The organism is Yersinia aldovae ATCC 35236, from assembly GCF_000173735.1.
Taxonomy (GTDB): domain Bacteria; phylum Pseudomonadota; class Gammaproteobacteria; order Enterobacterales; family Enterobacteriaceae; genus Yersinia; species Yersinia aldovae.
In genome coordinates, this window is sequence record NZ_ACCB01000002.1 from 62438 (window position 1) to 75170 (window position 12733).

Sequence of the window (12733 nt, forward strand, 5' to 3'; positions counted from 1 at the left end):
TGATTTTATGAGCATCTATACCAAAACAGGTGATGCGGGCACTACCGCCCTGTTCACCGGTCAACGCGTCAAAAAAAGTCATCCTCGGGTGGAAACCTACGGCACCTTGGATGAACTGAATGCGGCACTCAGCCTGTGTGCCCGCGTGGCACAAGGTGAAGAAAACCTTCAGTTACTCGATGCCATACAACATCAATTGTTTTTATTTCAGCGCCGAACTGGCCAGTGAGGGCATCGAAACCCCACCCTGCGGGCGAAAAAGTATTAGTGAAACCGATATTCAAGCACTGGAACACGCAGTGGACCGCTGCATGGCGCAACTGCCACCGGTGCACGGTTTTATCCTGCCCGGTAGCACTGAAGCTGGGAGCCGCTTACATTTTGCCCGCACCTTGGCGCGGCGCTGCGAACGGCGGTTAACCGAACTGGCCGAGCAAGTACCGGTGCGTCCGGTGTTATTGCAGTATCTCAACCGGTTATCGGACTGCTTGTATGCCCTGGCCCGCGATGAAGACCAGCGCCAGACATTGCAACAAACAGTACAAACCGTGGTAGCGCGCTATTTAGCCACAACCACGGAGAAACCCGTTGCGGCCACTCAGCCCGCGAGCGCTGGACTTGGATTTTCTGATGTTCACCAACTGGTTAAGTTAGCGGTTGAAGCCGCAATGAAATTACCAATTGCGGTAGTTGTGGCACTGGCCGACTGCCACGGCAACATGATTATGACCTACCGCATGCCCGATACTTTGCTGGTCAGCAGCGAGCTGGCACCGAAAAAGGCCTGGACCGCTGTCGCCATGAAAACCGCTACCCACCAACTCAGTGCAGCCATTCAACCGGGGGCCAGCCTGTTCCAGCTAGAAGCCAGCACTGGCGGCAAAGTGGTGAGTTTTGGCGGGGGCTACCCACTGTGGCGTGACGGCCAATTGGTGGGCGGTTTAGGGATAAGCGGCGGTAGCGTCGAACAAGATATGCACATAGCAGAAGCGGCCATATCGGCTTTACATCTGAGGAATGAATAATGAATACCAATGACCTTGAATCGCTCATTCGCACTATCCTCACCGAGCAACTGACGCCGGTCACGGCCCCTGCCTCCAGCGCCATTTTTGCCAGCGTGGATGAAGCCATTAATGCTGCTCACAGCGCGTTTTTACGCTATCAGCAAAGCCCGATGAAAACTCGCAGCGCCATTATCCGCGCTATCCGTGAGCAATTAAAACCACAACTTGTCTCGCTGTCCGAGCGCGGTGCCAGTGAAACCGGCATGGGGAATAAAGAAGATAAATTTCTGAAAAACAAAGCTGCACTGGAAAACACACCGGGTATTGAAGACCTATCTACCACCGCCCTGACCGGTGATGGCGGCATGGTGTTATTCGAGTATTCACCCTTCGGCGTTATTGGTTCAGTCGCCCCCAGCACTAACCCGACCGAAACCATTATTAATAACAGCATCAGTATGTTGGCAGCGGGTAATGCAGTCTATTTCAGCCCCCACCCTGGTGCTAAAGCCGTGTCATTGGATCTCATCGCCCAAATTGAAGCGATCATTTTCAACAGTTGCGGCATTCGCAATCTGGTGGTGACAGTAAAAGAACCGAGTTTCGAAGCCACCCAACAGATGATGGCACACGACAAAATTGCCTTGCTCGCTATTACTGGTGGCCCGGCCATTGTGGCGATGGGCATGAAAAGCGGCAAGAAAGTGATTGGTGCCGGTGCCGGTAACCCACCTTGTCTGGTGGATGAAACCGCCGAGTTAGTCAAAGCGGCGCAGGATATCGTGGCGGGTGCTTCATTTGACTACAACCTACCGTGCATTGCAGAGAAAAGCCTGATCGTGGTGGAAAGTGTTGCCGACCGTTTATTGCAACAGATGCAGGCCTTCGATGCATTACTGATAAGCAATCCGCAACAGGCCGACAGCTTACGCAAAGCCTGCCTGACGCCGCAGGGCCATGCCAATAAAAATCTGGTGGGTAAAAGCCCCATTGAACTGCTGAAAGCCGCCGGCATCACCTGCCCGGCTAAAGCCCCGCGTCTGTTATTGGTCGAAGTGGCGGGTGACGATCCACTGGTCACCACCGAACAATTGATGCCGCTGTTACCGGTGGTGCGGGTAAAGGATTTTGATGCGGCCCTGACATTGGCATTGCACGTCGAGGGCGGCCTGCATCATACCGCAACCATGCACTCGCAAAATGTCTCGCGCTTGAATCTGGCGGCACGTTTGTTGCAAACCTCCATTTTTGTCAAAAATGGCCCGTCCTATGCCGGGATCGGTGTCGGCGGTGAAGGCTTTACCACCTTTACTATTGCCACCCCGACTGGTGAGGGTACGACCTCGGCGCGTACCTTTGCACGTCAACGCCGCTGTGTACTGACTAATGGTTTCTCTATTCGCTGAGCGAGGATGTATGAAAACTTTTTTCCTGCAAACACGCATTTATAGCGGGGAAGGCAGCCTCAAGGTACTGCAACGCTTTCATCAGCGCAAAATCTGGATAGTTTGCGATGGCTTTTTAGCCACCTCTCCGCTGCTGGATAAACTGAGACAGGCCTTGCCCGCCGACAACCAAATTACCCTGTTCAGCGATATCACGCCGGATCCGAATATCGCCACCGTGGTGAAGGGGATTGAGCAGATGCAAGCGCTGCGCCCCGACATAGTGATCGGTTTTGGCGGTGGTTCGGCACTGGATGCCGCCAAAGCCATTGTCTGGTTTAGCCGTAAACAAGGGCTGGAGATAGAAACCTGTATCGCCATCCCAACCACCAGCGGGACTGGCTCTGAGGTCACCAGCGCTTGTGTAATAAGTGATCCAGAGAAAAGCATTAAATATCCCATCTTTGACGATGAAATTTATCCTGATATCGCCATTTTGGATGCCGCACTGGTGGCGAGCGTGCCCCCCGTCATTACCGCCAATACCGGATTGGATGTGTTGACTCATGCGCTGGAGGCCTATGTATCACCGCGCGCCAGTGATTTTACCGATGCACTGGCAGAAAAAGCGGTGCAACTGGTATTTCGCCATCTGGCAACCGCCTGCCGTAAAGGTGACTGCCTGATAACCCGCGGCAAAATGCACAATGCCTCGACGCTGGCCGGCATAGCATTCAGCCAGGCGGGGCTGGGTATCAATCATGCCATCGCCCACCAATTGGGGGGGCAATTCCACATTGCTCACGGCTTAGCGAATGCCCTGTTGCTGGTGCCGGTGATTCGCTTTAACGCCGCCGATGCGCGAGCGCGTAAGCGTTATGCAAGATTGGCGAAGCTGTGCCATTTCAGCCCGGCCAATGGCGATGATCGCAGTGCAGTCAATCAGTTGGTTCACCAAATTGAGCAGCTAAAACGTCAGTGCGGGCTACCTCAGCCGTTGGCGGCAATGAAAGTTAATGAGCGCCAATTGCAGCAACATCTCCCCGACATGATTGCAGCAGCCCTTGCCGACATCACATTGCGCACCAACCCGCGCCCAGCTAGCGACCAGGATATCCGTGGGATTATCGAGGCGCTTTATGAGTGATATGCAGATGCCTGAGGCCAACGTGCTGTACTCGCCACCCGTTTATGGCGAACTGACACCCTGTGATGCCGCGACTATCCAACAGCGTGTGCGTGACGCCGGTGTGGTCGGAGCCGGTGGTGCCGGGTTCCCCACGGCGGTGAAGTTACAGGCACAGGCCGAGATTTTCCTGGTCAATGCCGCTGAGTGTGAACCGATGTTGAAAGTGGATCAGCAATTGATCCCACGTCAGGCGGCACGGCTGGTACGCGGCGTACTGTACGGCATGAAAGCCACCGGCGCAGGCGAAGGCATCATTGCGCTGAAAGCTAAATATGAGGAGGCCATCGCAGCACTGACACCGCTGCTGCCACCACAGATTAGGTTGCATATTTTACCCGATGTTTACCCCGCCGGAGATGAAGTGATCACCATCTGGCTGGCAACCGGCCGCCGGGTTCCACCTGCGGCGCTGCCGATCAGCATTGGGGTGGTGGTGAATAACGTGCAAACCCTGCTCAATGTGGCCCGCGCCGTTGAACAGCAGTGGCCGGTCACCCGCCGAACTCTCACAGTGAATGGTGCCGTAGCTCGGCCATTGACCTTGACGGTGCCACTGGGCACGTCACTGCGGGAAGTGTTGGCTTTGGCCAGTGGCGCGACCATTAATAACCCAGCTTATATTAATGGTGGCCCGATGATGGGCCATGCCCTGCATGACCTTGATCAGCCCGTCACCAAAACCACAGGCGGCCTGCTGGTACTGCCTGCTGATCATTTGCTGATTACCCGCCGTGCCCGCAGTGATAAGGATGTGCTTGCCATCGCTCGCACCGTCTGCGAACAGTGTCGCATGTGTACCGAACTCTGCCCGCGCCACCTTATCGGCCATGAATTACCGCCGCACCTGTTGGTACGGGCGATTATCTACCAGCAAGTTGCCACGCCAGATATTTTACTCAGCGCCCTGACCTGCTCGGAATGCAGTCTGTGTGAAAGCTATGCCTGCCCGGTGGATATCTCGCCGATGCGCATTAACCGCCTGCTGAAAACTCAGTTACGTGCGCAGGGTGCCCGCTATCAAGGGGAGCTGCGCGAAGCTGACCCGATGGCGAAATACCGCATGGTGCCAACAGCACGGCTGATCGCCCGCCTGGATTTAACCGACTGGTATCAGGCTGCCCCCTTTAGTGAAGAACCCTATCAGCCGCAACAGGTGATATTGCCATGGCGCCAGCATATCGGTGCTGCCGCAGAGGCCATCGTCGCTGTGGGGGATCGGATAGAACAGGGCCAATTAATTGGGCAAATCCCGCATAACGCCTTGGGTGCACCACTGCACGCCAGTATCAGCGGCGTGGTTACCGCCATCGATGTCAGAGCCATCACGATAAGTCGCGGCTGACCGTGTTTTTTAAAGAGGAGTCGGCATGTCACAAGCCATTGGAATTGTTGAATTAAGCAGTATTGCCAAAGGGATGGAAGTCTGCGACCTGATGCTAAAAAGTGCCAACGTCGACCTGTTGGTTAGCAAAACCCTGTGCCCCGGCAAGTATTTGCTGATGGTGGGAGGTGATATCGGGGCGGTGACTCAGTCGGTACAAAATGGTGAACGGCACAGCGGTCACTTATTGGTCGACAGCATCGTTTTGCCCAATCTTCATCCATCAGTATTACCTGCCATCAGCGGCCTGAACCCGGTGGAAAACCGCCAGGCGGCTGGTGTGGTGGAGACCTGGAGTGTTGTGGCCTGCATTACCGCCGCCGACCGTGCAGTGAAAGCCGCCAATGTCACTCTGGTACGTATTCATATGGCTTTTGGTATCGGTGGCAAATGTTATCAGGTGCTTAGCGGTGATATTGCCGATGTGCAAACCGCCGTCGAGGTCGCCAGCCAATGTGCGGGTGAAAAGGGATTATTGATATACAGCTCAGTTATCCCACGGCCCCATGAGGCGCTGTGGCGTCAGTTAGTTCAGGAGGCATGATGGAAGCAAATAGCACCCCCGAGCGCGTGATCCAGGAATATGTTCCCGGTAAACAGATAACCCTGGCGCACCTGATAGCTAACCCTAACAAGGCGCTTTATAAAAAACTGGGGCTAAACGATGTCAGCAGCGCCATTGGCATTTTGACCATTACCCCCAGTGAAGCCTCGATTATTGCCAGTGATATCGCCACCAAATCCGGCGCAGTCGAGATTGGTTTTATTGATCGATTTACCGGTGCCGTGGTGTTTACCGGTGATGTTTCCGCGGTGGAATACGCATTGAAACAAGTGATTCACACCTTGGGCGACATGATGAAATTCACTGCCTGCCCGATGACCCGGACTTGATGCCATGCAACGCATCATGTTGATTGGCCCCAGTCAGTGCGGCAAAACCTCGCTGATTCAGCGCTTACGCGGCGAGGCGCTGAATTACCAGAAAACCCAGTCCATTATCTGGCAGGACAATGCCATAGATACGCCGGGTGAATATCTGGAAAACCGCTGTTTATACAGTGCGTTATTAGCCAGTGCTTGTGAAGCCGATGTGGTGGGGTTGGTACAAAATGCCGATGCCACGCAGAGCTGGTTTGCGCCAATGCTGGCACAGGTTTTCAACAAACCGGTGATTGGCATCATCAGTAAAGCCGATACCGTCAGCCACACCGACCAACTGGGCTGGGCGGCGGATTGCCTGACCCAAGCGGGCGCACAACATATTTTTATCACCTCGGCGCAAACCGGCGAGGGGTTAACTGACCTTATGACTTATTTGAATCCCTTATGACTTATTTAAAACATTGTGGAGAGTCGCATGTCCGGTAAGATTATGGCGATTAACGCCGGCAGTTCTTCGTTGAAATTTCAACTGTTTTCCATGTTAAATGAACAGACCGGCCAACATCAGGAGCAGGTGTTATGTCAGGGATTAATTGAACGCATTGGGATGGATGATGCGATATTTAACCTGCGAGTCGGTGATGTGCAATGGCGAGAAACCTTACCCATCGCGGATTGCCGTCAAGGCGCTGAACACCTGCTTAGGGCGCTGATTGAGCACAATATTATTGACTCATTAGACGAAATCATTGGCGTCGGTCATCGTGTTGCCCACGGCGGTGAAACCTTTGCCGATTCGGTACTGATTACCCCGCACGTACTGGATAAAATTGAACAGCTTGGCACATTAGCGCCGCTGCATAACCCGGTGAACGCATTAGGTATTCGCGTGTTCCAGCTTGCCCTGCCCCATGCCAGCGCTGTGGCAGTATTTGATACCGCATTCCATCAAACATTGAGCCAGACCTCATATCTATATCCGCTGCCGTGGCGCTATTACGAAGAGTTGGGCATTCGTCGTTACGGCTTTCACGGCACCAGTCATAAATATGTCAGTGCGGTCTGTGCTGAGCGGATGGGCCAGCCATTGGCAGCGTTACGTATTGTCTCCTGCCATCTCGGCAATGGTTCCAGTATTTGCGCTATCGGCCACGGGAAGTCCGTCAATACCTCGATGGGATTTACCCCCCAGGCAGGGGTAATGATGGGCACCCGTAGCGGCGATATTGATCCATCCATTCTGCCTTTTATTCAGCAAACAGAAGGCAAAAGTGCGGCTGAAATTAACCATCTGATCAATAACCAATCAGGTTTGCTGGGTATCTCCGGTATTTCTCATGATTATCGTGATGTGGAACAAGCGGCCGATAACGGCAACCGCCGTGCAGCATTAGCTCTTGAACTGTTCGCTGAACGGATTCGCGCCGTGATTGGCAGCTATATCGTGCAATTGGGGGGGATTGATGCGCTTATCTTTACCGGCGGCATTGGTGAAAACTCGCGTAGCGCCCGCCAACAGATATGCCGCGAGCTGGCGTTTCTGGGTATCGTGCTGGATCAAGAGAAAAATCTCAAAAATCACTTCTTTATTCAACAAGATAATGCGCCGGTACATATTGCCATCGTCAATACCAATGAAGAATTAATGATAGCCCGTGATGTTTTGCGCGTGGCACTGAACCTGCCGGTACAACCGGCCCTCGCCACACAATGAGAGGCAATATGAAAAGTGGAAAAGTTTGGCTAGTCGGTGCGGGGCCGGGGGATGCAGCACTGATTACAGTAAAAGGCTTACATGCCATTCGTCGTGCTGAAGCGCTGGTCTATGACCGGTTAGTCTGCGCGGAATTATTAGCTGAAGCACCAGACGGTTGTGAAATGATTAATGTGGGCAAAACACCCAATCATCATTTGGTGCCACAACCACAAATCAATGAAATTCTGGTGGATTGTGCTCAACGCGGCTTGAATGTGGTGCGGCTAAAAGGCGGCGACCCTTATGTCTTTGGGCGCGGCGGAGAAGAAGCCGAAGCACTGGCTCTGGCTGGTATTCCGTTTGAGGTAGTTCCAGGAATAAGCTCCGCCATTGGCGGGTTGGCTTATGCCGGTATCCCGGTGACCCATCGTGATTATGCCTCAGGTTTTCATGTAGTTACCGGCCATCTACGTCAGGGCAATGAGCCGCAGGACTGGGCAACATTAGCCAAGCTGGAAGGTACATTGATTATCCTGATGGGCATGACGCAACTGACCGCCATTTGTCAGCAACTGATTGCTGGCGGCAAAGCGCCCACCACACCTGCGGCGGTGGTGATGTATGCCAGCCATCAGCAACAGCAAGTGGCCAGTGGCACTCTGACCACGTTAGCTGATCAAGTTGCGGCGCAAGGATTATCAGCCCCGGCACTGATTGTTGTTGGTGATGTGGTGCGCTTGCGCGACATACTGGCATTCACGCCAGAAATACTGTCGCTAAACTCAATTCCCTCGCTGATATACCCATAGTCATTGGTGTTGTAGGTAGGCAGCAAGTGAGCACATCCCGATGAGCTTACATAAGTAAGTGATTCGGGTGAGTGAGTGTAGCGAACAACCCTACAGCATCAAGGGCGAAGGGTATGGTATTCTGAACACATATCCTAAATAGGGGAATAACGCAGCAATGAGCGAACATGGCGGGAATGTGCTGGAAATGGCACTGAAAATCGGGACAAACGCCGAGAACATTATTGATTTCAGTGCCAATATTAATCCGTTGGGAATGCCAGACTCGCTAAAAACCGCCATTGTTGAACAGTTAGCACGCGCGGAACACTACCCTGATGTTGAGTATCGCCAACTGCACAGTGCACTGGCCCACGCTCACCATTGTTTGCCGGAAAATATCATGGCAGGCAATGGTGCAACCGAACTCATTTATGCCGTAGTGCATTATCTGCAACCTCGCACTGCCCTGCTGCTGACACCGGGTTTTGCTGAATACCGTCGCGCCCTGCAACGGGTCGGTTGCCAGATTGATGATTATCAGATGAGTGACGCTGATGGCTATCAGCCCGATGATCGGCTGCTGACGGTATTAGAACAGCAGCGCCCTGACTGCCTGTTTCTGGCAACCCCCAATAACCCGACCGGATTAATGCCAGATACTAACCTGCTGCAAGCTATTGTACGCTGCTGCCACCAATACCAAATTGCATTAATTGTTGATGAAGCCTTCATTGATTTTCTGCCGGATGCGCCGGGGCTTATCCCGCAATTGGCGGATTTCCCGCACCTTTATGTATTGCGTTCACTGACCAAATTTTTCGCGATTCCAGGGTTGCGGTTGGGATACTTGCTCAGTGGCAATCTGGCGGGCATCCAGCAAATGAAACAGCAGCGCGAACCCTGGACCATCAATGCCTTCGCCGCATTGGCAGGTGAGATTATTCTCGATGACCAGCCTTATATTCAAGCCACTCATGAATGGTTGGCACAGCAGCAGCGCTGGCTATATCAGCAATTATGCGCCATTCCCGCATTACAGGTGTGGCAAGGTTGCGCCAACTATCTTTTCCTGCGCTGTTTAAGGCCGGAAATAGCGCTACAACCGGCATTATTACAGCACCATATTCTGATTCGCCATTGCGCCAATTACCCCGGACTGACCCGCGACCACTATCGTGTGGCCATCAAAAGTGCAACGGACAATCAACGACTGGTCACCGCGTTACAACAGGTTTTTAGCCATGGCTGAGGCCCGCTGCCCCGCCTCCTGTGGTGAGTTGATTCAGGGCTGGATACTGGGTGGGGAGAAGCTCATTTCTTGCCCGATAAACTGGTTTAGCACGGTATCAGTGACCGACGGTGTGCCGGGCAGCCACGAACGGCCACGGATGCGCCAAATGCTGAAGGCAGTATTGGCTTATTTTGACCAACCAGCAGAGATGGCCCGTGGCCTGCATATCAATTTTGATTCCACCATTCCGGTGGCAAAAGGGTTAGCCAGCAGCACCGCAGATATTGCCGCCACTGCTCTGGCAACCGCACGTCACTTGGGGGAAACACTGGATGAAGCTGCACTGGCTGCCTTGTGTGTTAGCCTTGAACCCACTGACAGCACCTTGTTTCAACGGCTGACCCTGTTTGATCATCAAACCGCCGCCACACAGATTTCTTATGATTGGCAACCCAGCGTGGATATTCTGCTGCTGGAAAGCCCACAATGCCTCAACACCGAGGATTATCATCGTCGACATCGCCAAACAGCCCTACTGGCAAGCGCCCCATCGTTAGAACAAGCATGGCAACTGTTTACGCAGGCCGCTGAGCGCCATGATTGCGCCCTGCTAGGCCAGTCCACCACACTTAGCGCACAGGCCAGCCAGCACCTACTGGTTAAACCCGATTTCTGCGCTCTGCTGGAATTAGTCGAAGAGCTAGATTTATATGGACTGAATGTGGCCCACAGCGGCAGTGTGGTGGGGTTATTATTAGACCGTCAACGCCATGATGTGGAACAGCTTTATTGGCAATTACAACAGCGCAATATCACGCAAAACTACCCGAACCAACACTTATTAACGATGGTGCCCGGCGGGGTGCGCTAGTTAAAGTCTGCTACCTTATGGTTATGGTTTTTCTCTGGGTGATTTTATTGTTTTCTGCTCGTGCGTTACCTAAAATGTGGAAATGTCTCGCTATTGAAAAAAAATCCAAACTCTTATATCTACAGGAGTATTGTTATTTTGAACCTGACCTATTCCCCATGTGAACTCAGTCATTCCCCTTTTGTCCATTTAATTCCCCCTACACTGGCGCGGGTGGATGAACTTTACCTGGCCCTAACGACCTGTGATAAAAACCATTTCCGATATTTACCCTGGGCACTGGATGAAACTTCCCGGGAAATAGTTTATAGCAATATGCAAGAAGCCATTGATAATTATGTAAATGATAAAGAGGAATACCGCTTTTTAATTATCGATACTCACACTGATTCACTTGTTGGTTGTGCGGGGCTTTTTATCCGCAACACCACAATTCCTTTTTATGAGATTGGTTATTGGCTGGCTTCAGCGTCAATAGGCAAAGGTTTTGCCACTGAGGCTGTCAATCAATTGAAAACCTTCGCATTCACAACATTGCACGCTAAACGTCTGGAAATCAGGATGTCTGGTAGTCATTCAAAAAGCAGAAATGTCGCTATACGCTGTGGCTTTCAGCTTGAAGCGCAGCTTTGCTGTGACAGAATTAATCCCGATGGTAGCCTCGATAACACTTGTATTTTTTCTATTGTGAATTGAGAAAAGAGTTCACTGGCGGGGAATACCATAAACTCACGCCAGATGAAAACTCATCAAACCAGAGTGTCCATGTAAAAAGCATTGTTATTACCCTTCCGCCTACCATTTTTATGCAACTCTCTTTGTTCTCCCCCTCAGAATCATGACGCCAGTCACAAACAGGGAAAGCAGCTATTTTATCCATGTAAATAGCATTTACAGATATGGGGAAAATAGCTACTGGGGCAGTAGAGTCCACCTACAGGAAATGTAGTGCAGATGTAAAATTTGCTTCCTGATAAATCTTCATTTTTTTAAAAACATAAATAAAACTTAAGTCATAGCCAAGTTACTTCGAGATGCAGGTAGGCGGCAACCGCGCAAATCCCCAGGAGCTTAGATAACTAAGTAACTGGGGTGAGTTAGGGCAGCCAACACCCCTGCATCTTGAAGGGCGACGGGTATATACAGAATATTACGCCAACACCTAACTACGATAGCCTCAACCTACATTAACTCCGGGAGCTTGAGATGAAAAAACTGAGTGTAAAAACGTTATTGGCGGCCAGTCTGTTTAGCATGATGGTGTGCTCAGGCAGTGCTTTGGCGCAAGAAGTCGAAGTCGTCAATATTTCGAAAATCGCTGGAATGCCTTGGTTCAACCGCATGGGCGAAGGGGTGGAACGCGCCGGTAAAGATCTTGGGATCAAAGCCTACCAAGTCGGCCCATCCAGCACTGACGCCCCACAACAAGTTAAAATTATTGAAGATTTAATCGCCAAGAAAGTCAGTGCCATCAGTATCGTGCCAAACGATGCCGATGTGCTGGAACCGGTATTCAAGAAAGCGCGCGATGCTGGCATCGTGATTCTAACCAATGAATCTCCGGGGCAGCCTAGCGCTAATTGGGATATCGAAATCATCGATAACGCCAAATTCGCTGCCGATAACGTGGAAGAAATGGCAAAAGCTATGGGCGGCAAAGGCGGCTATGTGATTTATGTGGGTAGCCTGACCGTACCACAACATAACCTGTGGGCCGATTTGTTTGTTAAATACCAGAAAGAGCATTACCCGGAAATGTTTGAAGTGACCAGCCGTATGCCGGTTGCTGAGAACATTGATGACTCACGCCGTACCACACTGGATTTGATGAAAGCGCACAGTGATTTGAAAGGTATTGTGGCTTTCGGTTCACAAGGCCCGATTGGTGCAGGCCGTGCCGTGAAAGAGAAACGGGCGAAAAACAACGTCCATGTGTTCGGCATGATGATCCCATCTCAGGCTGCATCGCTGGTTAAAAGTGGCGATATCGCCATGGGCGTGACTTATGACCCAGGTTCTGCTGGTTATGCCATGACAGCGGTAGCTGATAAAGTGCTGAAAGGTGAGAAAATCGAAACAGGCATGGAGATCCCAGGAGTAGGTAAAGCGGAAGTTGATCAAGCTAAACACCTGATTCAGTTCCACAATGTGTTGCGAGTTACCAAAGATAACGTGGATTCGCTGTATTGATTTACACCTGATAAGCGTTAACGCCACAATATCAAAGAATGTGAATAGGTAATTATTAAGATATACCCAAAGTCATTGGAGTTGCAGGTAGGCAGCAAGCAAACGAA

At 51.7% G+C, this 12733-nt stretch carries 12 protein-coding genes and 1 pseudogene; all 13 read left to right on the forward strand.

The features are described from left to right. The first annotated feature begins 7 nt into the window (after positions 1-7). The 13 genes and pseudogenes from YALDO0001_RS01510 to YALDO0001_RS01570 all read left to right on the forward strand — a co-directional run bounded on the left by YALDO0001_RS01510 (position 8) and on the right by YALDO0001_RS01570 (position 12626). Positions 8-1025 (forward strand): annotated as a pseudogene (locus tag YALDO0001_RS01510) (cob(I)yrinic acid a,c-diamide adenosyltransferase). After that, the gene (locus YALDO0001_RS01515) at positions 1025-2413 is read left to right on the forward strand and encodes an aldehyde dehydrogenase family protein (RefSeq protein WP_004699364.1); all 1389 of its coding nucleotides are present in this window, start codon (positions 1025-1027) and stop codon (positions 2411-2413) included. The pseudogene YALDO0001_RS01510 and the gene YALDO0001_RS01515 overlap by 1 nt, the downstream one beginning before the upstream one ends. A 10-nt stretch (positions 2414-2423) precedes the next feature. After that, positions 2424-3539 (forward strand): 1-propanol dehydrogenase PduQ, encoded by a 1116-nt coding sequence (locus tag YALDO0001_RS01520; protein ID WP_004699365.1) that lies wholly within the window; start codon positions 2424-2426, stop codon positions 3537-3539. Further along, entirely contained in the window at positions 3532-4923 is a 1392-nt protein-coding gene (locus YALDO0001_RS01525) for a 4Fe-4S dicluster domain-containing protein (protein ID WP_042839248.1), read from the forward strand. The genes YALDO0001_RS01520 and YALDO0001_RS01525 overlap by 8 nt, the downstream gene beginning before the upstream one ends. 25 nt (positions 4924-4948) lie before the next feature. Then, the gene (locus YALDO0001_RS01530) at positions 4949-5506 is read left to right on the forward strand and encodes a BMC domain-containing protein (RefSeq protein WP_004699367.1); all 558 of its coding nucleotides are present in this window, start codon (positions 4949-4951) and stop codon (positions 5504-5506) included. Then, on the forward strand, positions 5506-5856 hold the full coding sequence (gene pduU / locus YALDO0001_RS01535) for a propanediol utilization microcompartment protein PduU (RefSeq protein WP_005157716.1): 351 nt from the start codon (positions 5506-5508) through the stop codon (positions 5854-5856). The genes YALDO0001_RS01530 and pduU overlap by 1 nt, the downstream gene beginning before the upstream one ends. A 4-nt stretch (positions 5857-5860) precedes the next feature. Then, the gene (locus tag YALDO0001_RS01540) at positions 5861-6295 is read left to right on the forward strand and encodes a EutP/PduV family microcompartment system protein (RefSeq protein ID WP_004699368.1); all 435 of its coding nucleotides are present in this window, start codon (positions 5861-5863) and stop codon (positions 6293-6295) included. A 27-nt stretch (positions 6296-6322) separates the two neighbouring features. Then, positions 6323-7561 (forward strand): acetate/propionate family kinase, encoded by a 1239-nt coding sequence (locus YALDO0001_RS01545; protein ID WP_004699369.1) that lies wholly within the window; start codon positions 6323-6325, stop codon positions 7559-7561. Positions 7562-7569: 8 nt separating this feature from the next. Then, positions 7570-8352, forward strand: a complete 783-nt coding sequence (cobA, locus tag YALDO0001_RS01550) for a uroporphyrinogen-III C-methyltransferase (RefSeq protein WP_004699370.1) — start codon at positions 7570-7572, stop codon at positions 8350-8352. Between the two features lie 157 nt (positions 8353-8509). Next, positions 8510-9583 (forward strand): threonine-phosphate decarboxylase CobD, encoded by a 1074-nt coding sequence (cobD, locus tag YALDO0001_RS01555; protein ID WP_004699371.1) that lies wholly within the window; start codon positions 8510-8512, stop codon positions 9581-9583. Next, on the forward strand, positions 9576-10436 hold the full coding sequence (locus YALDO0001_RS01560; RefSeq protein ID WP_042839249.1) for a GHMP family kinase ATP-binding protein: 861 nt from the start codon (positions 9576-9578) through the stop codon (positions 10434-10436). Before cobD ends, YALDO0001_RS01560 begins: the two co-directional genes overlap by 8 nt. A gap of 138 nt (positions 10437-10574) precedes the next feature. Then, complete coding sequence (locus YALDO0001_RS01565) at positions 10575-11132, forward strand: GNAT family N-acetyltransferase (protein WP_042839250.1); 558 nt, start codon at positions 10575-10577, stop codon at positions 11130-11132. A gap of 558 nt (positions 11133-11690) precedes the next feature. After that, positions 11691-12626 carry an autoinducer 2 ABC transporter substrate-binding protein gene (locus tag YALDO0001_RS01570; protein ID WP_231585774.1) on the forward strand — a complete coding sequence of 312 codons (936 nt, stop codon included), beginning with the start codon at positions 11691-11693 and terminating at the stop codon, positions 12624-12626. Positions 12627-12733 lie beyond the last annotated feature (107 nt).

What these genes read in the sequence shown, in the direction of transcription:
- YALDO0001_RS01515 (WP_004699364.1), top strand. Translation starts at nt 1,025, where the DNA reads ATGAATACCAATGACCTTGAATCGCTCATTCGCACTATCCTCACCGAG.
- YALDO0001_RS01520 (WP_004699365.1), top strand. Translation starts at nt 2,424, where the DNA reads ATGAAAACTTTTTTCCTGCAAACACGCATTTATAGCGGGGAAGGCAGC.
- YALDO0001_RS01525 (WP_042839248.1), top strand. Translation starts at nt 3,532, where the DNA reads ATGAGTGATATGCAGATGCCTGAGGCCAACGTGCTGTACTCGCCACCC.
- YALDO0001_RS01530 (WP_004699367.1), top strand. Translation starts at nt 4,949, where the DNA reads ATGTCACAAGCCATTGGAATTGTTGAATTAAGCAGTATTGCCAAAGGG.
- pduU (WP_005157716.1), top strand. Translation starts at nt 5,506, where the DNA reads ATGGAAGCAAATAGCACCCCCGAGCGCGTGATCCAGGAATATGTTCCC.
- YALDO0001_RS01540 (WP_004699368.1), top strand. Translation starts at nt 5,861, where the DNA reads ATGCAACGCATCATGTTGATTGGCCCCAGTCAGTGCGGCAAAACCTCG.
- YALDO0001_RS01545 (WP_004699369.1), top strand. Translation starts at nt 6,323, where the DNA reads ATGTCCGGTAAGATTATGGCGATTAACGCCGGCAGTTCTTCGTTGAAA.
- cobA (WP_004699370.1), top strand. Translation starts at nt 7,570, where the DNA reads ATGAAAAGTGGAAAAGTTTGGCTAGTCGGTGCGGGGCCGGGGGATGCA.
- cobD (WP_004699371.1), top strand. Translation starts at nt 8,510, where the DNA reads ATGAGCGAACATGGCGGGAATGTGCTGGAAATGGCACTGAAAATCGGG.
- YALDO0001_RS01560 (WP_042839249.1), top strand. Translation starts at nt 9,576, where the DNA reads ATGGCTGAGGCCCGCTGCCCCGCCTCCTGTGGTGAGTTGATTCAGGGC.
- YALDO0001_RS01570 (WP_231585774.1), top strand. Translation starts at nt 11,691, where the DNA reads ATGATGGTGTGCTCAGGCAGTGCTTTGGCGCAAGAAGTCGAAGTCGTC.